18 protein-coding genes are annotated in these 20,140 nt (G+C 73.5%); 14 read left to right on the forward strand and 4 right to left on the reverse strand.

All coding sequences use genetic code 11. The features are described from left to right. Positions 1 to 5: 5 nt before the first annotated feature. From ACZ4A5_RS25490 to ACZ4A5_RS25510, 5 genes are read left to right on the forward strand one after another with little or no spacing between them, the layout of a single operon-like run. Positions 6 to 1,409: an FAD-binding oxidoreductase gene (locus ACZ4A5_RS25490; protein ID WP_467588706.1), complete on the forward strand. Its 1,404-nt coding sequence runs from the start codon at positions 6 to 8 to the stop codon at positions 1,407 to 1,409. Further along, positions 1,406 to 2,830: a cytochrome P450 gene (locus ACZ4A5_RS25495; RefSeq protein ID WP_467588710.1), complete on the forward strand. Its 1,425-nt coding sequence runs from the start codon at positions 1,406 to 1,408 to the stop codon at positions 2,828 to 2,830. The genes ACZ4A5_RS25490 and ACZ4A5_RS25495 overlap by 4 nt, the downstream gene beginning before the upstream one ends. Continuing rightward, complete coding sequence (locus tag ACZ4A5_RS25500) at positions 2,827 to 4,302, forward strand: alpha/beta hydrolase family protein (RefSeq protein WP_467588713.1); 1,476 nt, start codon at positions 2,827 to 2,829, stop codon at positions 4,300 to 4,302. The genes ACZ4A5_RS25495 and ACZ4A5_RS25500 overlap by 4 nt, the downstream gene beginning before the upstream one ends. Positions 4,303 to 4,360: 58 nt before the next feature. Then, positions 4,361 to 6,139 carry a peroxidase family protein gene (locus tag ACZ4A5_RS25505; protein ID WP_467588716.1) on the forward strand — a complete coding sequence of 593 codons (1,779 nt, stop codon included), beginning with the start codon at positions 4,361 to 4,363 and terminating at the stop codon, positions 6,137 to 6,139. Then, positions 6,139 to 6,426: a hypothetical protein gene (locus tag ACZ4A5_RS25510; RefSeq protein ID WP_467588719.1), complete on the forward strand. Its 288-nt coding sequence runs from the start codon at positions 6,139 to 6,141 to the stop codon at positions 6,424 to 6,426. Before ACZ4A5_RS25505 ends, ACZ4A5_RS25510 begins: the two co-directional genes overlap by 1 nt. 79 nt (positions 6,427 to 6,505) lie before the next feature. Here the strand turns inward: ACZ4A5_RS25510 and ACZ4A5_RS25515 are convergent, their stop codons facing one another. Continuing rightward, the gene (locus ACZ4A5_RS25515) at positions 6,506 to 6,790 is read right to left on the reverse strand and encodes a hypothetical protein (protein ID WP_398871978.1); all 285 of its coding nucleotides are present in this window, start codon (positions 6,788 to 6,790) and stop codon (positions 6,506 to 6,508) included. A 161-nt stretch (positions 6,791 to 6,951) separates the two neighbouring features. On the opposite strand from ACZ4A5_RS25515, the gene ACZ4A5_RS25520 reads away from it, so the two are divergent. The 5 genes from ACZ4A5_RS25520 to ACZ4A5_RS25540 all read left to right on the forward strand — a co-directional run bounded on the left by ACZ4A5_RS25520 (position 6,952) and on the right by ACZ4A5_RS25540 (position 12,024). After that, positions 6,952 to 7,629, forward strand: coding sequence for a response regulator transcription factor (locus tag ACZ4A5_RS25520; RefSeq protein ID WP_467588722.1), 678 nt, complete (start codon positions 6,952 to 6,954; stop codon positions 7,627 to 7,629). Continuing rightward, positions 7,622 to 9,019: a sensor histidine kinase gene (locus ACZ4A5_RS25525; RefSeq protein WP_467588726.1), complete on the forward strand. Its 1,398-nt coding sequence runs from the start codon at positions 7,622 to 7,624 to the stop codon at positions 9,017 to 9,019. The genes ACZ4A5_RS25520 and ACZ4A5_RS25525 overlap by 8 nt, the downstream gene beginning before the upstream one ends. Before the next feature lie 162 nt (positions 9,020 to 9,181). After that, positions 9,182 to 10,498, forward strand: coding sequence for an FtsW/RodA/SpoVE family cell cycle protein (locus ACZ4A5_RS25530; protein WP_467588760.1), 1,317 nt, complete (start codon positions 9,182 to 9,184; stop codon positions 10,496 to 10,498). A gap of 116 nt (positions 10,499 to 10,614) precedes the next feature. After that, entirely contained in the window at positions 10,615 to 11,805 is a 1,191-nt protein-coding gene (locus ACZ4A5_RS25535) for a cytochrome P450 (RefSeq protein WP_467588730.1), read from the forward strand. Positions 11,806 to 11,808: 3 nt separating this feature from the next. Then, positions 11,809 to 12,024, forward strand: a complete 216-nt coding sequence (locus ACZ4A5_RS25540) for a ferredoxin (protein ID WP_467588733.1) — start codon at positions 11,809 to 11,811, stop codon at positions 12,022 to 12,024. 25 nt (positions 12,025 to 12,049) lie between these two features. Here ACZ4A5_RS25540 and ACZ4A5_RS25545 read toward each other — a convergent pair whose 3' ends face one another. Beyond that, the gene (locus ACZ4A5_RS25545) at positions 12,050 to 12,709 is read right to left on the reverse strand and encodes a MerR family transcriptional regulator (RefSeq protein WP_467588735.1); all 660 of its coding nucleotides are present in this window, start codon (positions 12,707 to 12,709) and stop codon (positions 12,050 to 12,052) included. Positions 12,710 to 12,840: 131 nt separating this feature from the next. On the opposite strand from ACZ4A5_RS25545, the gene ACZ4A5_RS25550 reads away from it, so the two are divergent. After that, complete coding sequence (locus tag ACZ4A5_RS25550; protein WP_467588738.1) at positions 12,841 to 14,148, forward strand: YhgE/Pip domain-containing protein; 1,308 nt, start codon at positions 12,841 to 12,843, stop codon at positions 14,146 to 14,148. Positions 14,149 to 14,289: 141 nt separating this feature from the next. On the opposite strand, the gene ACZ4A5_RS25555 is transcribed toward ACZ4A5_RS25550, so the two are convergent. Next, on the reverse strand, positions 14,290 to 15,294 hold the full coding sequence (locus tag ACZ4A5_RS25555) for an inositol monophosphatase family protein (protein WP_467588741.1): 1,005 nt from the start codon (positions 15,292 to 15,294) through the stop codon (positions 14,290 to 14,292). Here ACZ4A5_RS25555 and ACZ4A5_RS25560 point away from each other — a divergent pair. The 3 genes from ACZ4A5_RS25560 (at position 15,203) to panD (ending at position 18,924) form a co-directional block, all read left to right on the forward strand. Beyond that, positions 15,203 to 16,828, forward strand: coding sequence for a carboxylesterase/lipase family protein (locus ACZ4A5_RS25560; protein WP_467588745.1), 1,626 nt, complete (start codon positions 15,203 to 15,205; stop codon positions 16,826 to 16,828). The two genes, ACZ4A5_RS25555 and ACZ4A5_RS25560, sit on opposite strands and share 92 nt — an antisense overlap. A gap of 27 nt (positions 16,829 to 16,855) precedes the next feature. Beyond that, positions 16,856 to 18,421, forward strand: coding sequence for an ATP-dependent DNA ligase (locus ACZ4A5_RS25565; protein ID WP_467588748.1), 1,566 nt, complete (start codon positions 16,856 to 16,858; stop codon positions 18,419 to 18,421). Positions 18,422 to 18,501: 80 nt separating this feature from the next. Further along, positions 18,502 to 18,924 carry an aspartate 1-decarboxylase gene (gene panD, locus ACZ4A5_RS25570; RefSeq protein ID WP_467588751.1) on the forward strand — a complete coding sequence of 141 codons (423 nt, stop codon included), beginning with the start codon at positions 18,502 to 18,504 and terminating at the stop codon, positions 18,922 to 18,924. An 82-nt stretch (positions 18,925 to 19,006) separates the two neighbouring features. Here the strand turns inward: panD and ACZ4A5_RS25575 are convergent, their stop codons facing one another. After that, positions 19,007 to 20,035 (reverse strand): hypothetical protein, encoded by a 1,029-nt coding sequence (locus tag ACZ4A5_RS25575; RefSeq protein ID WP_467588754.1) that lies wholly within the window; start codon positions 20,033 to 20,035, stop codon positions 19,007 to 19,009. Positions 20,036 to 20,140 lie beyond the last annotated feature (105 nt).

Below are 20,140 nucleotides of genomic sequence, written 5' to 3' on the forward strand. Positions count from 1 at the left end.
TGCCCATGACCGTATCCGTCGAGAAGCCGCTGCTCGCGGCGCTGGCCGAAGCGCTGCCCGAGGGCGCCGTGCTGACCGGGGACGACGAACTCGCCCCGCACAGCCGGGACGCGGCGCCCTTCAGCGAGGCGGGCAGACCCGCGGTCCTGGTGCGCCCCGAGACCGTCGAGCAGGTCCAGCACGTGGTGCGCACGGCGCGGGCGTACGGCGTGCCGGTCGTCCCGCAGGGCGCGCGCACGGGGCTGGCCGGTGCCGCCAACGCCGTCGACGGCTGCCTGTTGCTGTCCATGGTCCGTATGAACCGCGTCCTGGAGGTCGACCCGGCGAACCGGCTGGTGCGCTGCGAGCCCGGTGTGATCACCGCGGACCTCGCGGCGGCGGTCGCCGGGCACGGCCTGTGCTATCCGCCGGACCCGGCCTCCTGGGAGCGCTGCACGATCGGCGGCAACATCGCCACCGGCGCGGGCGGGCTGTGCTGTGTGAAGTACGGGGTCACCGCCGACTACGTCCTCGGGCTGACCGTGGTCCTGGCCGACGGCGAGGTGCTGCGCGTCGGCCGGCGCACGGTCAAGGGTGTCGCCGGATACGACCTGACCCGGCTGTTCGTCGGCTCCGAGGGCACCCTGGGCGTCATCGTCGAGGCCACGCTGGCCCTGCGGCCGCCCCCGCCGCCCGCGCTGGCGCTGCTCGCGCGGTTCCCCTCGGCCACGCACGCGGGCGAGGCCGTGGCGGCGATCATCGGCGCGGGTCATGTCCCGTCCGCCCTGGAGCTCATGGACCGTACGACCACCGAGGCGGTCGCGGCGCTGGGCCACCCGCTGCTCACGGGCGGCGCGGCGGCCACGCTGATCGTGGCGAGCGACGCGCCCGACGCCGCCGAGGCGGTGCGGGCGATGGCCGTGCTGTGCCGGGAGGCCGGGGCGCTGTCCGTCACGGCCGCCGCCGATGGCGAGCGGTCCCGCGAGGTCCTGGACGCCCGCCGGATGGTGCTGCCCGCGGTCAGCGCCCACGCGGGGCGGCTGCCCGGTGATGTCACGGCGTTCATCGAGGACGTGGCGGTGCCGCGCGCCCGGCTGGCCGAACTGATCGACCGGATCGAGCACATCGCCGGCGAGTACGGCCTCTACATCTCCACCGTCGGCCACGCCGGTGACGGCAACCTCCACCCCACCGTCGTCTTCGACCGCTCCGACGCGGACGCCGTCCGGCGGGCGCGGGAGGCATACGACGCGATCATGGCCGCCGGTCTCGAACTGGGCGGCACCATCACCGGCGAGCACGGCGTCGGCACCCTCAAGCGCGACTGGCTCGCCCGTGAACTGCCGCCCCGCAACCTGCGGTTGCAGCGGGACGTCAAACGGCTGCTCGACCCCGAGGGGCTGCTCAACCCGGGGAAGGTCCTCGCATGATCCACCTGTACAGCACCACGGACGTCGGCACGGAGCGCGGCACCGCGCTGCCCACCGCGTCCGCGGGCGAGAACCTGCGGCTCGCCGTCACCTACCTCCTGCCCAACTACCTCAAGGGCGTCTTCCGGGCCCGGCCCCGCGTCGCGGCGCTGGTGGCCCGGCTGGACGCCGGCCGGCACGCCGTGGACACCATGCGGCGGCTGCGCCGCGTGCACGGCCGCGGGCCGGTCATGGTGCGCGGCACCTCCGGGCCGACCCTGCTCGTCCTGGACGCGGAGGACGCGCGGCAGGTGCTGGCCGGGCCGGTGGAGGTGTACGCGGTGGACACCTGGGAGAAGGTGACCGGCTTCGCGGGCGTGCAGCCCGACGCGCTGGTCGCCTCGCACGGCGGGCAGCGCGCGGTCCGCAGGGCGTTCAACGACTCCGTCCTGGACGCGGGCTGCCCTGTGCACCGGCTCGCGGACCACTTCCTGCGGGTCGTCGGCGAGGAGGCCGCGGCCCTGCTCGGCCCGCGCGCGCTCGCCGGGCTCGACAACGACGCCTTCCGGGAGCGGTTCGACCGTGTGGGGCGGCGCTGCTTCCTGGGCGAGGCCGCGGCGGACGACGAGGAGTTCTCGCTGCTGCTGGACGAACTCCTCGCCGAGGCCAACTGGATGGGTGCCCGGCGCTGGCGTGCGGCCCGCGCCCGCCGGGCCCGGCGGCGCATGATGCAGCGCCAGGCCCGCTATCTGGCCGAGGCCGATCCGCGCAGCCTGACCGGGCTGTTCGGCGGCGCGCCCCGGGGGCCGGAGACGGCGCCCGAGGCCCAGGTCTCGCACTGGTTCATGGCGCTGGCGGCGGTGCGGGCGGCCACCGTGCAGGCGCTGGCCCTGCTCGCCACGCACCCCCGGCACCACGAGCGGGCCCTGGCGGAGGTCGGGGCCGCCGACCGCAAGCACGGCCCCCGCACGGTGGCCGGCTTCTGCGACATGCCGTACGTGCGCGCCTGCGTCCAGGACGCGGCACGCCTGTGGGCGCCCGTGCCCAGCCTGATGCGGCGGACGACGGCGGAGACGCGCTGGCGGGGCGCGGTGGCGCCAGGGGGTGTCAACATCCTGGTGCCCGCGGGCTTCCACGCGCGCGACGGCGAACGGATCGACTACGCCCACCGGTTCGCGCCGGAGAAGTGGCTCGACGGCACGGCGGACGACGACTGGGCGATCAGCCCGTTCAGCCGGGGCGAGGCGCAGTGCAGCGGCACGGAACTGGGGCTCCAGCTGGCCACCGGCTTCGTCGCGGAGCTGCTGCGCGGCGGCGAACTGGCCGTCTCCGGCGTCCGCCTGAGCCCGTCGCGTCCCCTGCCGATCACCTTCGACACGACGCACCTGCGCATCGGCGTCCGCGCGGCGGCGCGCCCGGACGAGGAGGGGGAGGACGCGTGACGGCGGAGAACACGGTTCCGGCCGAGGAGCCGGAGGCCGTACCGGAGGCCGCTCCCGAGGCGCCTGGGACACCCACGCGGGAAGCACCGGCGGTGCGGTCCCTCACGCCGCAGGCGCCCGAGGAGTCCCCCGCCCTCGACACCGCGGAGCTCGCCGCCCTCGCCCGGACGCTCAGCGAGGCCGCCGGGATCGTGCGGGAGGCCGGGCGGGCCGTGACGGCCGTGGCCACCGATCCCGCGCTGCTCAGGTCGGTGGGCCGGTCGCCGCGCAGCGGTGCCCGCGCGGTGGGCGCCCTGGCCCGTACGCTCGTCGACCCCGCCGGGCTCGGGTACGCGCCCGACGGCGGCAGGGTGGGCCGGGCGGCCTGGCTGGGCGGGGTGCTCACCAGCAGGCGGAGCCTGGCGCTGGACATGGCGGTGACCGCGCTCAAGCTGCGGATCCGGCTGTGCGCGGTGCGGCACCGGGAGTTCGTGGAGGAGGGGCCGGTGCGGCGGCTGCTGATCGCCATCGACTCCGACCGGCAGCTGCTGGCCCTGCGCATCCTCCGGCAGAACGTCCGGGCGCAGGGCGCCCAGCGCGCCCTGGCCGCGCTCGCGCCCGCCCTCGCCGAGGTGATGGCGTGGAACGCGCTGGTCGACGAGAACCCCTTCAACGACGAGGCGGCCTGGTGCATCGTCACGGGCACGCGGGCCGACGGCGACCCGCTGCTCGGCCTCGGCATCGGGGCGTGGGCCCGCTGGGACCGGGGCGCGGGCCGGGCCGTGGCCCTGCCGCCGGACCCGGAGTTCCTGGCGGGGCTCGACCTCGACGGCGGCATCAGCGGCCAGTTGCGGAACCTGGCCGCTCTCGGCAACGACGGCCGGACCCTCGTCCAGCGCGTCACCGGCCCCGACGGCATCACCCGCTATGTGGTGCTGCTGCCCGGCATGGCCTTCGGCCTGCCGCGCAACCCCACCCCGCAGGACCTGGTGGGGGCCGTCACCGCGGTGGGCCGCAACGACTCGCCGTACACGCGGGCCGTGCGCAAGGCTCTCGCGCTGACCGTGCCGGACGGCGCCGAGATCGCGCTGATCGGGCACAGCCAGGGCGGGGTCACGGCCATGAGCCTGGCCGAGCTGCCCCAGGTCACCGACCGCTGGCGGCTGACGCACGTCGTCGCCGTCGGCTCGCCGATCGACTTCAAGCGCCCGCGCGACCCGCGGACCCAGGTCGTCAGCATCGTCAACGAGCACGACGTGGTGCCCAGTCTGGAGGGCCGCAGCCCGGTGTCGGTCTTCCCGCTGCCCGCCGGCTGGCTGGAGATCACCTGGGCGGACCCCACGCACGACTTCCCGCAGTGCCACAACGTCGACGTGTACGCGCAGGGGCTGGACAAGGTGGTCCCGGAGGCGCGGGACCAGGTCGACGAGCTGCTCGCGCCGTACCGCGGCCGGGTGGAGGAGACCGTCGTCCTCCGGCTCCACGACCGCTGAACCCCGCCGCCCGCACGGATTCCCCGCCCCCGGCCCCTTCTGATGGAGAGCTCTTTCGATGACGCCCGTCCCGCGCCCCCGCCGCGAGTGGCACTCCCTGCCGTTCCCGCTCGCGCTCCTGGAGATCAAGAGACAGCGGGAGTTGCTGCGCGCGCACAATCTCTACGACACCTACGGCGCGGGCGGCGAGCGGCCCCGCACGCCGAGCCCGGAGCTGCTGCCGTACCGCAGTTACGACGGTTCGGGCTATGACCCGGCCGACGTCGACATGGGCCGGGCGGGCACCCGCTTCGACCGCAACTGCCCGCTGCCGCAGACCTTCCCGGAGGACGAGGAGAAGGGGCTGTTCAGCCCCGGCCCGCGCGAGGTGAGCAGGCAACTGCTGGCCCGCCGTTCGGGCTTCCGGCCGGCGCCCACGCTCAACATGCTGGCGGCGGCGTGGATCCAGTTCCAGAACCACGGCTGGTTCAGCCACGGTGACAACCGCGTGGACGAGCCGCTGGACGTCCCGCTCGCGGCGGACGACGACTGGCCGGCCTGCCCGATGCTCGTACGCCGCTCCCGCCCCGACCCGGTGCCGCACGCCGACCCGACGCGGCCGCCGACGTACGAGAACACCGTCAGCCACTGGTGGGACGGTTCGCAGATCTACGGTTCGAGCGAGGAGCGGTGCCGGGCCCTGCGGACCGGTGAGCGCGGCAAGCTGGCCATGGCGGACGGGCGGCTGCCCGACGAGGTGCGGCCGGGCCTGTCGGGCATCGACCTGACGGGTTTCAACGACAACTACTGGGTCGGGCTGTCGCTGCTGCACACGCTCTTCGCCAAGGAGCACAACGCGATCTGCGACCGGATCGCGGCCGCGCACCCCACCTGGGACGACGAGCGGCTCTTCCAGACGGCCCGGCTGGTCAACGCGGCGGTCATGGCGAAGATCCATACGGTGGAGTGGACCCCGGCGGTGATCGACCGGCCGGTGACCCGGGCGGCGATGCACATCAACTGGTACGGCGTGCTGCCCGCCCGGGTGCGCGGCCGCGTCGGGCGGTTCGGCAGGGGCGAGACGGTCTTCGGAATCCTGGGCTCGCCCACGGACCACCACACGGCCCCGTTCTCCATGACCGAGGAGTTCGTGACCTCGTACCGGCTGCATCCGCTGATCCGGGACGAGTACGCCATCCACTCGCACCGCACGGGCGCGCTGATCGAGCGCACGGACTTCGAGCCGCTCCAGGCGCTCGCGACGCGGGAGGCGGTGGACCGCTGGGGCTGGTCGGACCTGCTGTACTCCTTCGGCATCATGAACCCCGGTGACATCACCCTGCACAACCACCCGGACTGTCTGCGCGATCTCTCCCGGGTCTCCGGGGAGCGGGTCGACCTGGGCACGGTGGACATCCTGCGCGACCGCGAGCGCGGCGTGCCCCGCTACACCGCCTTCCGCGCGGCCCTGCACCGGCCGCCGGTGACCGACTTCGAGGAGCTGACCGGCGGGAACGTGGGGCTGGCGGCGGAGCTGCGCGAGGTCTACGACGGGCGGCTGGACCGCGTCGACACCATGGTCGGGATGTACGCCGAACCCCGGCCGCGCGGCTTCGCGTTCAGCGACACCGCGTTCCGGATCTTCGTGCTGATGGCGTCCCGGCGGCTGAAGAGCGACCGCTTCTTCACCACGGACTACCGGCCGGAGGTCTACACCCCGGAGGGCCTGGAGTGGATCGACCGCACCGGGATGACCGACGTCCTGCTGCGCCACCACCCGGAGCTGGCGCGCCCGTTGCACGGGGTGCGGAACGCGTTCGCGCCCTGGCGGATGCTGCGACCCGGAGGGATCAACTGATGGAGCGGAACGACGCGGGGGCCGCGCCCTGGTCGCGGCCCGTCCGCGCGGAGGCCACGCAGCTGCTGGAGCAGGCGCGGCGGCTGCGCGCGGGCGCGCTGACGGTGTCCCTTCCCGACCCGGAGGGCGCGGCGCTGCGCAGGCAGATCCTCGGTCACGCGGTGCGCGCGGAGTCCGCGGCGCGGTCCCTGGAGCGGGCGGCGGACGCGCTGGCGCGTCACGAGCGGGTGCTGTCCGCGCTGGAGCGCAGGCGCCGTGAGAACGGCGGGGCGACGCAGATCGAGTGACGCCTCGGGGCGTGGAACGCCGGACGGGCCGGAGAGGTCCGGCCCGTCCGGCGTCATGGGGACCCGCGTCCCGGCCATCTCACCCGGTCCGCGCGTACCAGCGGTCGCCACGCGACTCCGCCAGCCCCTGGTCGGCGAAGCCGGTCACGTGTTTGAGGACCGTGCGCGCCTGATAGCCCACCGCCTCGGCCAGCTCCTCCAGGGACGCGCCCGCGGCGCCGTAGGTCCGCAGCCCCTCCCACGTACGGGCCATGTGCCTGCCGAGCTCGGGGACCACCACCGGGCGCGGCGGTGCCGTCGTGGCGCGGGGCCGCGGGGTGAGGTTGACCTTGCGATGCCGACGGCCTTTCTGGCGCTTGCTCATGGATGTACCACTGCTCCGTCCCGTAGAGGATCGTCTCCGTGACGACAACTCGGCGCGGCGGCGGGCGGTTACGGCCGTTCCACCGGGTGTGCGAGACATCACGCGGCGCGAGCGGTCCGGCCACCCCCGGGGGAGCTGGGACGGTATGTGACGCTTGGGGCGTGCGCATACTGATTGTCGAGGACGAGGTGGGGCTCGCCGATTCGCTCCGCCGGGGGCTGGCCGCCGAAGGCCACGTCGTGGACACCGTCCACGACGGGCCGCGTGGCCTGGAGGCAGCGCTCGCCGGAGCGTACGACGTGATCGTGCTCGACGTGATGCTGCCAGGGCTGAACGGCTACGAGATCTGCGGCCGCCTGCGCAGGCTGGGCCAGTGGACGCCGGTGCTGATGCTGACCGCCAAGGACGGGGAGTACGACGAGGCGGAGGGGCTCGACGCGGGGGCGGACGACTATCTGTCCAAGCCGTTCTCCTTCGTGGTGCTCGGCGCCCGGCTGCGCGCGCTCGGCCGCCGCGGGGGCGCCGAGCCGGTGCGCCTGCTGCGGGCCGGCGACCTCGTCCTGGACACGGCGGCGCGGGCCTGCCGGCGCGGGGAGCGGGAGATCGAGCTGACGGCGCGGGAGCAGTCCGTGCTGCGCTGCCTGATGCTGAGCACTGGGCAGGTCGTGGCCAAGCGGGACATCCTCGACGAGGTCTGGGACTCCCCCGCCGACACCGATCCGAACATCGTCGAGGTGTACGTCTCCTCGCTGCGCAGGAAGATCGACGCTCCCTTCGGCCGCCGGGCGATCGTGACCGTGCACGGCGCGGGCTACCGGATCGCGCCCGACGGTGGCTGACGCCGCCCGCCGCTCCCGGCTGCTGCCCCGCACCGTCCGGGGCCGCGCCGCCGCCGCGGCCGCGCTGGCGATGGCGCTGGTCCTGGGGGTCGGCGGCAGCTGGCTCTACGCCGTGCTGCGCACCAATCTGCTGGACGACACCAACGGCCGCACCGAGCTCGCCGCCCGTGAGGTGGCCGCGCAGGCGGACGCGGGCAGGCTGCCCGCGCTGCTGGCGGCGCCCCGGGCGGGCGTCGACGTGGTCCTGGTGCTGGACGGGCGCGGCGAGGTGGTGGCCACGACCCGCCCGTCCGCGGGCCCGCTCGCGCGCGAGTTCCGGGCGCTGCGCCCGCCGCCGGGGCAGGACGTGGCGTCGCGCGTGCTGCCCGGTTCGCGGGCGATGGGCGGGGAGCGCGGTGCCGTGGTGGTGGTGCGGGCCTCGCCGGGCGGACGGGAGCGCTACGTCTACGCGTTGACGGTCCTCAACGACGTGGACGGTGCCACGCACGCGATCGCCCTGGGCCTGCTCGCGGGTTCCCCGCCGCTGATCGCCCTGGCCGCGCTCATCGCGTGGGCGGTGACGGGGCTGGCGCTGCGGCCGGTGACGAAAATCCGTACGGAGCTGGCGGCGGTCACCCCGAGCGGGCTGGACCGGCGGGTGCCGGAGCCGGGGGCCGGCGACGAGGTGGCGCTGCTGGCCCGTACGGTCAACGCCACGCTGGACCGGCTGGAGCAGGCGGTGGGCCGGCAGCGGCAGTTCGTCGCCGACGCCTCGCACGAGCTGCGCAATCCCGTGGCGGCGGTGCGCTCGCAGCTGGAGGTGGCGCTGGCGGCCCCGGGTGGTCCGACACAGGAGTCGGTGCGGGCCACGCTGGCGGAGACCGTGCGGCTGCAGCGGGTGGCCGCGGACCTGCTGCTCCTGGCGCGGCTGGACGCGCGGGTGCCCTCGGCCGGGGAGCCGGTGGACCTGGCCCTGCTGGCCGCCGAGGAGGCGGCGCGGCGGCCGTCCGGGCGGGTGCCGGTGGCGGTGCGGGCGGACGCTCCCGTGCCGATGCGCGGCCGCGAGGGGCAGTTGGAGCGGTTGCTGGCCAATCTCGTCGACAACGCGCTGCGGCACGCCGCGAGCGGGGTCACCGTGCGCGCGGCTCTCGCGCACGGCGGTGCGGTGGCCGTGCTGGAGGTGGCCGACGACGGGCCGGGCATCCCGGAGGACCGGCGGGAGCGGGTCTTCGAGCGCTTCGTGCGGCTGGACGCCGCGCGGGACCGGGAGAGCGGCGGCAGCGGGCTCGGGCTGGCCATCGCCCGCGAGATCGCGCACGCGCACGGCGGGACGCTGACGGCCGGTGAGCGGGCGGGCGGCGGCGCGCTGCTGGTGGCCCGCTTCCCGCTGGGCGGCTTGACCGATTCCTGAAGGTTCGCTCGGAACCTTCAGGTTTTCTTCAGCGCCCGCGGTCCAACATTGATCAGTGTGACCGTGGAATCCGTGCAACTCGAGGGCCAGGACGAACGGCCGGCGACGCCGGAGCGCCCGCTGGCGTCCCGGCGGCGCAACCGTGAGGCGCTGCTGCTCGGGATGGCCGTGCTCATCAGCTGCTTCGGTTATGTCTACGCCGGGCTGTCGGTCAACGGCTCCTTCCCGCGCGGCTTCCCGGGCTTCGCGGCGAGCATGGTGTGCCTGGCGGTGGTGCCGCATCTGGCGGTGCGCCGGTGGGCGCCCTTCGCCGATCCGCTGATCCTGCCGGTGTCGGTGCTGCTGTCGGGGCTCGGGCTGGTGCTGCTCTTCCGGCTGGACTTCGCCTACAGCGCCCGCTTCAGGACCGCGGAGCCCACCGCGTCCGGGCAGTTGCTGTGGACCGTGATCGGTGTGGCGGTGTGCGTGGGGGTGATCCTGCTGCTGAAGGACCACCGGTGGCTCCAGCGCTACATCTATGTGCTGATGGCCGCCGCGCTGGTGCTGCTGATGGCGCCCGCGTTCTTCCCGGGCGACACCTACGGCGCGAAGCGGTGGATCTTCGTGGGGCCGCTGTCGTTCCAGCCGGGCGAGTTCGTCAAGACGATGATCGCGGTGTTCTTCGCCGGCTATCTGGTCATCCACCGGGACGCGCTGGCGCTCACCGGGCGGAAGGTGATGGGGGTGCGGCTGCCGCCGGGCCGGCAGCTCGGGCCGATCCTGGGCGTGTGGGTGCTGAGCCTGCTGGTGCTGGTCTTCGAGCGGGACCTGGGCACTTCGCTGATCTTCTTCGGGCTGTTCGTGGTGATGCTCTACACCGCGACCGAGCGCACCAGCTGGGTGCTGTTCGGGCTGGCGATGGCCGCGGTGGGGGCGACGGTGGTCGGGTCGACCGAGCCGCATGTCAAGGGCCGCATCGTCGCCTGGCTGCACCCCTTCGACATCTTCCTGCCCCCGGAGCGGCGGCCCATGGGGCTGATCTCCAGTCAGCTCGCGGACGCGCTGTTCGGCTTCGGCAGCGGCGGGGTGACCGGCACGGGCCTGGGGCAGGGTCACCCGGAGCTGATCGGCTTCGCGGGGCGCAGCGACTTCATCCTCACCACGGTCGGGGAGGAGCTGGGGCTGGCCGGGACGATGGTGGTGCTGGTGCTGTACGGGCTGCTGGTGCAGCGCGGGCTGAGCGCGGCGCTGGCCTCGCGGGACCCGTTCGGCAAGCTGCTGGCGGTGGGGCTCTCGGCGGCGCTCGCCCTTCAGGTCTTCGTGGTGGCCGGGGGCGTCATGGGCCTCATCCCGCTGACCGGCAAGGCGCTTCCGTTCCTCGCCAAGGGCGGCTCGTCCCTGGTGGCGAACTGGCTGCTGGTGGCGGTGCTCCTCAGGATCAGTGACGCGGGCGGCCGGGCGCGCCAGGAGGCGGCGTCGGTGCCGCGGGCGCGCTCCTGAAACGGCGCGGAAGAGCGAGCGCTCAGCGGGGCCCCGACGCACCGTGGCCACTGCACGCAAAGGCATTTACCGTGAGGTTGGCAATGGCGCCACATCCCGTACGGGAAGGGGTACGCATGACCACCGCACATGTCGAGCCCGCCACCTATCCGTTCAACGAGGCATCCGGTCTCGCCCTGTCCGAGCTGTACGAGCACGCGCGCAACGGTGAGGGGCTGCTGCGCGTGCGGATGGAGCACGGTGAGCCGGCCTGGCTCGTGACCCGTTACGCCGACGCCCGGCTCGTGCTCGGTGACCGGCGGTTCAGCCGGGCCGCGGCCGCGCACCACGACGAGCCGCGCCGGACTCCGGGGCGGCGGGAGTCCGGGATCCTCAGCATGGATCCGCCGGACCACACCCGGCTGCGGACCCTGGTGTCGAAGGCGTTCACCGTGCACCGGGTCGAGAAGCTGCGGCCTGCCGTGCGTGAGCTGGCGGAGAGCCTGCTGGACCGGATGGTGGCGGCGGGGCCGCCCGCCGACCTGGTCGAGAGCTTCGCGCTGCCCCTGCCCGTCGGGGTGATCTGCCGACTGCTGGGCGTGCCGGCCGAGGACCAGGGGCGCTTCCGCGTCTGGAGCGACGCGGCGCTGTCGACGAGCGCGCTGAGCACGGAGGAGATGGCGGAGACCAGAGACGAGTTCCGCGCGTACATGGCGGAGCTGGTCGAGGCACACCGCGTGCGGCCCGCGGACGACCTGATGACCGCGCTGATCGAGGCGCGGGACGTGGACGACCGGCTCACCGAGCTCGAACTGATCGATCTGATCGACGGTCTGCTCATCGCCGGTCACGAGACGACGGCGACCCAGATCCCCAACTTCCTGTGCACGCTGCTGGATCACCCGGAGCAGTTCGAGCGGCTGCGCGCGGAGCCGGAGCTCGTGTCCACGGCGGTCGAGGAGCTGATGCGTTTCGTGCCGCTGGGCGTGGGCGCGTCGTTCGCCCGCTATGCCACGGAGGACGTCGAGGTGGGCGGCACGCTGGTGCGCGAGGGCGAACCGCTGCTGGTGGCGGTCGGCGCGGCCAACCGCGACGCGCTGCGCTTCACCACGCCGGAGTCCCTCGACCTCGGCCGCACGGGCAACCAGCACCTGGGCTTCGGGCACGGCGTGCACCACTGCCTGGGCGCCCCGCTGGCCCGGCTGGAACTCCAGGAGGCGCTGCGGGCGCTGGTGTCGCGGGTGCCGGGCATCCGGGCGGCGGGTGACATCGAGTGGAAGACACAGATGCTGGTCCGCGGGCCGCGCACGATGCCGGTGGGGTGGTGAGCGATGGTCTGGCAGGTGTCGGTGGACCGCGCGCGGTGCCTGGGCTCGGGCATCTGCGCGGCGCTCGTACCGGAGCTGTTCGAGATGTCCGAGGAGCGGTCGCGGGTGCGCCGCGGTGAGACGGCGCCCGACGAGACGGTGCTGGACGCGGCGGAGTCCTGTCCCGCGCTGGCGATCTCGGTGAGGGAGGGGACGCGGACCGTGGGGCCGCGCCCTTAAGGCATGGCCGGGGCGGCGCCGGCCCCTACGAGGAGGCGTCCTCGAACGCCGTCCGGCGGCGGACCTGGTCCTCCTGGGCCAGGCGGCGCAGCAGTTCGAGCATGGGGCCGGAGAGGGCCAGGACGACGACCGCCTGCTCGGCCAGGGTCGGGGAGTCCTCGAAGGCGGCCGCCCGCTCCAGGTCCAGCCGGGCGATGGAGCGGGCCAGTTCCGCGTAGGCGAGGAGGCGTTCGGGGCGGTAGTCCGCGTCGAGGCGCCGGAGCTCCCGGAGGACCGTGGTCAGGCCGCTGATGTGCGGCGAGGTGCCGGGGATGTGCCAGTCCATCGCCGTGATGAGGCCGGAGACGTCCGCCGCCGCCGCGGCCTCGGCCTCCGCCGCCTCCTCCGCGCCTCCGGCCGGGGCCTGGGCGACGGGCACGGGCAGGGCGTAGCTGATCGCCTTGAGGGTGCCGTCGGCGCTGTCGGCCCGGTCGACCGCGGCCAGGACCTCGCGGGTGGCGGCGATGGAGAGGCCGCCCAGGGTGGTCAGGGCCTTGATCAGCCGCAGCCGCTGGACGTGCTCGTCCCCGTACTCGGCCAGCGTGGCGGCTGTGGCCCGGCCGGCCGGCAGCAGGCCTTCCCGGCGGAAGTACTTGATGCTGGCGACCGGCACGCCGGTCGTGCGGCTGAGCTCCGAGATCTTCATGCGGCTTCCTCGTCGGTGAAGTGGCCGGGCACCCCGCGGTCGCGATCAGACACCCCTATCCGATACTGTCACTATCCAGCACTGGATACCTCAAGTATCTAGTAACTCTGTGTGATCGAACCGGAGCGTTCATGTCTTCCCCTCCGCCCTCCTCCGCGCTCCGCAGTCCGCGGCTGTGGATCGGCTCGGGCCTCATCCTCGCGGTGATCGCCGCGCTGTTCTCCCTCCTCTACGTCGGCGGCAACGTCAACCCCAAGGGTCATCTGCACGACCTCCCCGTCGCGCTGGTGAACGAGGACAAGGGTGCCGACGTCGCCAAGGGCAAGCACCTCAACGCCGGTGACCAGGTCATCTCCGGGATCAAGAAGTCCGCGGAGGGCAATGACAGCTTCGACTGGCAGGTGCTCGGCAAGGCCGAGGCCGACAAGCGGCTCGGCCAGGGCAAGCTCTTCGGCGCGATCGTGGTGCCGGAGAACTTCACCGCCTCGCTGACCGGGCTGCTCAGCCCGCAGCAGACGAAGGCCGTCCGGCCGACGATCACGGTGCTGACCAACCAGTCGGCCGGCAGCTTCGGCTCCTCCATGGCCAGCTCGGCGACGCAGAAGGCCACCCACGGCGCCTCCGCCCAGCTCGGCAAGGAGCTCCTCAAGCAGGCGAACGCCCAGGGCGGCAAGCTCGCCCCGGCCGCCCAGCTGATGCTCGCCGACCCGGTGAACGTCCAGGTCACCGACGGCCACCCGCTCGGCACCCACAGCGCCATGGGCCTGAGCGCCTTCTACTACGCCCTGGTCCTGGTCGTCTGCGGCATGCTCGGCGCCAACGCGCTCGTCTCGCAGGTCGACACCTTCCTCGGCTACGCGCACACCGACTTCGGCCCCGTCCGCCAGCGCAACCCGCTGCGCCACACGAGCCGGGTGCGCACCCTGGCCATCGACTCCGTGCTCATGATCGGCCTCTCCGTGCTCATGGGCTCCCTGGTCGAGCTCGCCACGGTCGGCGTCCTCGGCATGGACGCCTCCCACCTCGGCCTGCTGTGGGTCTACTCCGTGGCCACCATCGCCGTCGTCGGCATCGGCGCCCTGGCCCTGCTGCGCGCCTTCGGCCTCCCGGGCATGCTGCTCTCGACGATCATCTTCGTCGCGATGGCCGTCCCGTCCTCGGGCTCGACGGTGCCGTTGCAGGCGCTGCCCGACTTCTTCCGGCTGCTCTCGGAGTTCGAGCCGCTGCGCCAGATCACCGGCGGCCTGCGCTCGATCCTCTACTACGACGCCCAGGCCGACGCCGGCCTGACGCGCGCGTGGGTCTCCCTGGGCATCGCCCTCGTCGTCGCCGCGCTCTTCGGCTTCGGCGTGACGCGCTTCTACGACCGCAAGGGCCTGCACCGGGAGCCGCCGTCCGCGACGTCCGTCGACGTGGAGCCGGAGCCCGCGAAGGTCTGACCGCTCCCCCGCGAAAACGGAACGTGCCCACTCCCCTTCAGCGGGAGTGGGCACGTTCCGTTTTCGCGCGGCGGAGCCGCCGCGATGTGACGGCCCGGCGGCGGCCCCGAGCGGCCCGGCGCGCTCGCGGAACACTCCACCTCAGGCACCGCCACCGGCGGTCTGCCCGTACGTGCCCGGGTCCCACGGCCCGTCGCTCAGCGGAAGGCCCAGTTCAGCAGCGGCGCGCATGAGCGGTTCCGGCCCGGTGACCAGCCCGACCTGCCCCGAAGAGCGCACCACTCTGCGGCAGACCGCCCCGCTCTCCTCCAGCAACGGCACCAGCCCGGCGTGATCCCAGAGGCCGCCCCACGGGTCGAGGTTCAGGTCGACCGTCCCGGAGGCCACGGCCAGCATTCCCCGGAATCCGCCATGCAGGCTCTCATGAGAAGCGCTCCCGGCAATCCTCCCGAGCGCGCCGTCCAGCCCGATCTCCCGCCAGCGCCGCAGGGATGCGTACGTGATGGTGGCGTCTGCCAACCGGCCTGTTCTCGAACAGCGCAGACGTTCTCCGTCCGGCCCCCACGCGCCCTGCCCCGCCACCGCCCGCCATACCGCGCCGTCGTGCGGAGTCACGACGACACCGACCACGGGACGCGAGGCGTCGAGCAGCCCGACGATGACCGCGCACTCACGTGAACTCCGCAGGTAGCAAGCGGTGTTGTCCAAGGGGTCCACGACCCAGCAGCGCGGCCCGTCGCCGACCGACCCGAATTCCTCCCCCCAGGAACCGGTCCTCGGCGAACTCTTCCAGGATGACCGACCGGATCGCGCGTTCGGCGGCGACGTCGACCTCGCTGACGGGAGAACCGTCCGCCTTGTACCGGACCCGCGCGTCAGCGCGACGACGGCGCAGGACCTCCGCCGCGGGGTCGCCCGCGCTCGTATCGGGCCCCTTGTCCTCACCGGCGCCGGTACGAGGGACAAGCAGAACAGGTGTACATGGGACCTTCTGGGTACATTCCGGGCGCCCGGGCCGACCCCTGCGCCCGGTCCCAGCGAAAGGGCACCCTGAATGCCGGAATTCCCCTTCCACCGACTCCGAAGCACCCTGCTCGGCACCGTACTTCTGGCCCTGCTCAGCGCCCTCGTCGTGACCGTACCCACAGAGGCGAAAGCACCGGAGAGACCCCTCGTCGCCACCGACCACGGGCAGGTCCGCGGCGTGGCGCACGGCACGTACAACACCTTCGACGGCATCCCCTTCGCCGCTCCCCCCACCGGCGCGCGGCGCTGGCAACTGCCCGCCGCGGCGGCGAAGTGGAAGGGCGTACGCGACGCGGGCGCGCCCCGCTCGCGCTGCGCGCAGCTGTCGCCGGACAAGCCCGGCAAGGTGCTCGGCTCGGAGGACTGCCTCTATCTGAACGTCACCGCGCCCAAGGGCCGCGCGGCGGGCCGGGGCCGGCCCGTCATGGTCTGGGTGCACGGCGGCGGCTTCACCTCGGGCGGCGGCAGCGACTACGCCGCGCAGCGGCCCGCGGTGCGGGGCGACGCCGTGGTGGTGACCGTCAACTACCGGCTGAGCGTGTTCGGTTTCTTCGGCCACCCCGCACTGGGCGGCGCGCCCGACTACGGCCTCGCCGACCAACAGGCCGCCCTGCGCTGGGTGCGGGCCAACGCGGCCCGTTTCGGCGGCGACCCGCGCAATGTCACCCTCTTCGGTGAGTCGGCGGGCGCGCTCAGCACCTGCGCCCACCTGATCTCGCCCACGTCGGCGGGGCTCTTCCACAAGGCCGTGATCCAGAGCGGCTCGTGCATGACCTCGATGCCCGCCGGAGCCACCGCGCCCGGCAGCCCCGCCTACAGCCCCTGGGTGCCGCAGAGCCGGGTGCAGGACGCGGGCACAACGGCCGCCCGCTCGCTCGGCTGCCTGGTGCCCGGAGCCGAGGCGCTGCGCTGTCTGCGCGCGCTGCCGGCGGCGAAGCTGGTGACCCCGGAGCTGACGCAGAAGTTCTCGCTCGTCTCCTACGGGAACGCGCTGCTGCCCGAGCGGCCCGAACGGGCGCTGGAGAGCGGCCGCTTCCACCGGGTGCCGGTCGTCCAGGGCACCAACCACGACGAGATGCGGCTCTTCGTCGCCCTGTCGCTGGCCGACCACCCCATCCCGGACGCGAACGTCTACCGGGCCCGGCTGCAGGGCTCCTTCGGCAACGCGGCGGCAGCGGTCGAGGAGCTCTACCCGGCGGCGAAGTACCCCTCGCCCGCGCTCGCCTGGTCCGCGGCGCTCACCGACCGCGCGTGGACGTGCACGACCCTGCGGGCCGACCGGGCGCTGGCCGCGCGCGTGCCCACGTACGGCTACGAGTTCAGCGACCCGAACCCGCCGGTGATCCCCGGGTTCCCGAAGGTGAAGGACTTCCCGTACGCGGCCGCGCACGCCTTCGAGCTGCCGTATCTCTTCGACATCCCGGTGGAGCCGGCCTTCACGGCGGCGCAGCAGGAGCTGTCGGAGCGGATGGTCGGCTACTGGGCCCGCTTCGCGCACACCTCCCGCCCGGACCTGCCCGGCGCGCCGCGGTGGCCGGCCTTCCGGAACGACGCGCCGCTGGTGCTGAGCCTGGCGCCGGGTGCCGACGGGATCCGGGTGGTGGATCCGGGCGCCGAGCACCACTGCGCCTTCTGGGACGCGCACCAGGCGTGATCCCCCGCCGCGGGGCACGATGAGGGCATGCTCCTGGCCGAGATCGCCCGTGTGTCCGCCGCCGTCGCCGCGACGAGCTCGCGGTCGGAGAAGACCGGCCTGCTGGCCGGTCTCTTCCGGGCGGCCGGGCCCGAGGAGGCGCCGCTCGCCCTCACCTATCTGGCGGGGCGGCTGCCGCAGGGCAGGGTCGGGATCGGCTGGAGCGTGCTGCGCGACGCGCCGCCGCCCGCCGCGGCGCCTTCCTTGACCGTCCGGGACGTGGACCGGGCGGTCGAGGCGTTCGCGGCGGTGGCGGGCAAGGGCGCGCAGGCCGAGCGGAAGCGGCTCGTCGACGCGCTGATGGGCGCGGCCACCGCGGAGGAGCAGCGGTTCCTGCGCGGGCTGCTCGGCGGCGAGCTGCGGCAGGGCGCGCTGGACGCGCTCGCCGTCGAGGGGCTCGCGGCCGCCGCGGGCGCGCCGCCCGAGGACGTACGGCGGGCGGTGATGCTCGGCGGCGGCTCCCCTGCGGCCGTGGCCCGGGAGCTGCTGGCGCGCGGCCCGGCGGCGCTGGCCGACTTCCGCCTGGAGGTGGGGCGGCCGGTGCAGCCGATGCTGGCGCAGACGGCCAAGGACGTCGACGAGGCCCTGGACCGGCTCGGGCCGTGCGCGGTGGAGGAGAAGCTCGACGGCATCCGGGTGCAGGTGCACCGGGACGGCGACGGCATACGGATCTTCACCCGCGCCCTGGAGGAGATCACCGAGCGGCTGCCGGAGCTGGCCCGGGTGGCGCGGGAGCTGCCGGTCGGTCGGGCCGTGCTCGACGGCGAGATCATCGCCCTGGACGACGCGGGACGGCCGCGCCCCTTCCAGGAGATCGCGGGCCGGGTCGGCTCCCGGCTGGACGTGGCGGGCGCGGCGCTCACCGTCCCCCTCTCCCCCGTCTTCTTCGACCTGCTGGCCGTCGACGGCCGCGACCTGCTGGCCCTGCCGGTCTCCGAGCGCCACGCGGAGCTGGCCCGGGTGGTGCCGGAGCCGTTGCGCGTACGGCGGCTGGTCGTCGCCGAACCCTCGGACGGCGGTGCGCGGGCGGCGGCCCGGGACTTCGCCGAGGCGGTCCTGCGGCGCGGCCACGAGGGCGTGGTGGTCAAGGCGCTCGGCGCCCCGTACAGCGCGGGCCGCCGCGGCGCCTCCTGGCTGAAGGTGAAGCCCGTCCACACGCTCGACCTGGTGGTGCTGGCCGCCGAGTGGGGCCACGGCCGCCGCACCGGCAAGCTCTCCAACCTCCACCTGGGCGCCCGGCTGCCGGACGGCTCGTTCGCGATGCTCGGCAAGACCTTCAAGGGCCTCACCGACGCCCTCCTGACCTGGCAGACCGAGCGCCTGCGCGAGCTGGCGGTCAGCGACGACGGCTTCGTGGTCCGCGTCCGCCCGGAGCTGGTCGTGGAGATCGCCTACGACGGCATCCAGCGCTCACCCCGCTACCCGGCGGGCATCACCCTGCGCTTCGCCCGCGTGCTGCGCTACCGCGAGGACAAGCGGCCGTGGGAGGCGGACACGGTGAAGGGGGTGCGGGCGGCGCACGCGGAAGGCGGTGTGAGCGGGGGCACGGAGTAGGCGCGGGCCCCGGACGCTACCCTGGCTTGCGACGGCGCGTACCCCACGGGGGCGCGACCCCATCCGCAGGGAGATACAGCGTGCTTCGCACCATGTTCAAGTCCAAGATCCACCGTGCCACGGTCACCCACGCCGATCTGCACTACGTCGGGTCCGTGACCATCGACGCCGATCTCATGGACGCCGCCGATCTGCTGCCCGGCGAGCTCGTGCACATCGTCGACATCGACAACGGCGCGCGCCTGGAGACGTATGTGATCGAGGGCGAGCGCGGGTCCGGGGTGATCGGGATCAACGGGGCCGCCGCGCATCTCGTGCACCCCGGGGATCTCGTCATCCTCATCAGCTACGCGCAGGTCGAGGACGCGGAGGCCCGCGCCCTCGTGCCCAGCGTCGTGCACGTCGACGCCGACAACCGGATCGTCACCCTGGGCACGGACCCGTCGGCCCCGGCCCCCGGCACCGAGCGCAGCCCGCACGCGGTGGGCACGGGCGGGAGCTGAGGGCCCGGGGGCCGGGGGGCGGCCTCCTCGCCGCCGTGGTCCCGTGCCCGCGCGGTCGGAGGCGGACCTCCGCACCACCGCCCTATGCGGCAGGCTTCCGCAGCCAGTCCGCCTCGGTGGTCCAGAACATCTGGCGTGCCCCGAGGTAGTCGCGGGCGAAGCCGGTGAACCGCTCGCGGGTGTACGGCTTGCCGGTCTTGGGGTCCTTGGCGTTGATGTCGGGTTCCTGGACGGCCATCGCGACGAGAGGAAGGGCGGCCTTGTACTCGTGGAGGAACTTGTAGGAGTTCTCCATCTGGTACGGGCGGTCCGGCAGGGTGTCCGGGCCGCCGATGCCGATCTTCTTGTCCCTGGCGAGGTCGAACATCTCCCTCATGCGCTTGTGGTCGTCGTCGTCCGGCAGGAAGTTGACGTACTGGATGAACTGCGTCTTGGCGAAGACCTTCTTGCCGAAGCGCATGTTCTCGATCTCGGCGTCGATGTAGGACTTCGAGGTGTACTTGGTCTGATCCGTCTTGGTGTCCACGTCGACCGCGGTCTCCGGGAGATTCACCCCGGCGAGCTTGCCGTCGAACTTCTTCGCCATCGCCTTCAGCATGGCCTGGAAGTCCGTTCGCACGCCCTTGTTCCACTGCGCGGCCATGGCCCCGTGGGTAGTGGGGTTGTCGGGGTTCTCATCGATCGTCGGCGCGACCCCGCCCTCGTCCTTCACATACTGGGGGACGTTGGCGTCCTTCATGGCGACGTCGAAGAACCGGTCCTGAATCTGGATGAACAGCTGCTTGTGGCGTTCCTGGAGATACTTCAGGGCGTTGTCCAGTCGCGACCACTTGTACTCCCCCTTCTTCCCCTCGAGGGCCTTCCAGGGCACCACCACCTGCACGCCGCCGATGTCCTGACGGTCGATCATGGCCTTGACCTTCGGATTCTCGCCGGACGTGGCGTCCTCGAAATCGCCGAGCGACATGTACAGATTGTCCGTCACCTTGCCGTGGGAAACGGGGGCGGCGGCCTTGGCGGGGGCGGGAGCCGCGGCGGCGACCCCCGCGGTGGCCGTCAGGGCGACGGCCGTGAGGACAACAGATCCGACTGCACCACGTTGCATCATCATGAACGGGACGCTAGTGACCTGAGTCGTTGATGCGTCGTTTGATATGCATGGGGCGTCCGGGGCCGCGGTTGGCCGAGCTGGTGTTGTCCGAGCGTGAGCGTGAGG

This window comes from Streptomyces sp. NPDC025618 (assembly GCF_055558795.1).

What these genes read in the sequence shown, in the direction of transcription:
- ACZ4A5_RS25560 (WP_467588745.1), top strand. Translation starts at nt 15,203, where the DNA reads ATGCCGGAATTCCCCTTCCACCGACTCCGAAGCACCCTGCTCGGCACC.
- ACZ4A5_RS25510 (WP_467588719.1), top strand. Translation starts at nt 6,139, where the DNA reads ATGGAGCGGAACGACGCGGGGGCCGCGCCCTGGTCGCGGCCCGTCCGC.
- ACZ4A5_RS25490 (WP_467588706.1), top strand. Translation starts at nt 6, where the DNA reads ATGACCGTATCCGTCGAGAAGCCGCTGCTCGCGGCGCTGGCCGAAGCG.
- ACZ4A5_RS25575 (WP_467588754.1), bottom strand. Translation starts at nt 20,035, where the DNA reads ATGATGATGCAACGTGGTGCAGTCGGATCTGTTGTCCTCACGGCCGTC.
- ACZ4A5_RS25550 (WP_467588738.1), top strand. Translation starts at nt 12,841, where the DNA reads ATGTCTTCCCCTCCGCCCTCCTCCGCGCTCCGCAGTCCGCGGCTGTGG.
- ACZ4A5_RS25515 (WP_398871978.1), bottom strand. Translation starts at nt 6,790, where the DNA reads ATGAGCAAGCGCCAGAAAGGCCGTCGGCATCGCAAGGTCAACCTCACC.
- ACZ4A5_RS25530 (WP_467588760.1), top strand. Translation starts at nt 9,182, where the DNA reads ATGGCCGTGCTCATCAGCTGCTTCGGTTATGTCTACGCCGGGCTGTCG.
- ACZ4A5_RS25545 (WP_467588735.1), bottom strand. Translation starts at nt 12,709, where the DNA reads ATGAAGATCTCGGAGCTCAGCCGCACGACCGGCGTGCCGGTCGCCAGC.
- ACZ4A5_RS25565 (WP_467588748.1), top strand. Translation starts at nt 16,856, where the DNA reads ATGCTCCTGGCCGAGATCGCCCGTGTGTCCGCCGCCGTCGCCGCGACG.
- ACZ4A5_RS25495 (WP_467588710.1), top strand. Translation starts at nt 1,406, where the DNA reads ATGATCCACCTGTACAGCACCACGGACGTCGGCACGGAGCGCGGCACC.
- ACZ4A5_RS25505 (WP_467588716.1), top strand. Translation starts at nt 4,361, where the DNA reads ATGACGCCCGTCCCGCGCCCCCGCCGCGAGTGGCACTCCCTGCCGTTC.
- ACZ4A5_RS25540 (WP_467588733.1), top strand. Translation starts at nt 11,809, where the DNA reads ATGGTCTGGCAGGTGTCGGTGGACCGCGCGCGGTGCCTGGGCTCGGGC.
- ACZ4A5_RS25535 (WP_467588730.1), top strand. Translation starts at nt 10,615, where the DNA reads ATGACCACCGCACATGTCGAGCCCGCCACCTATCCGTTCAACGAGGCA.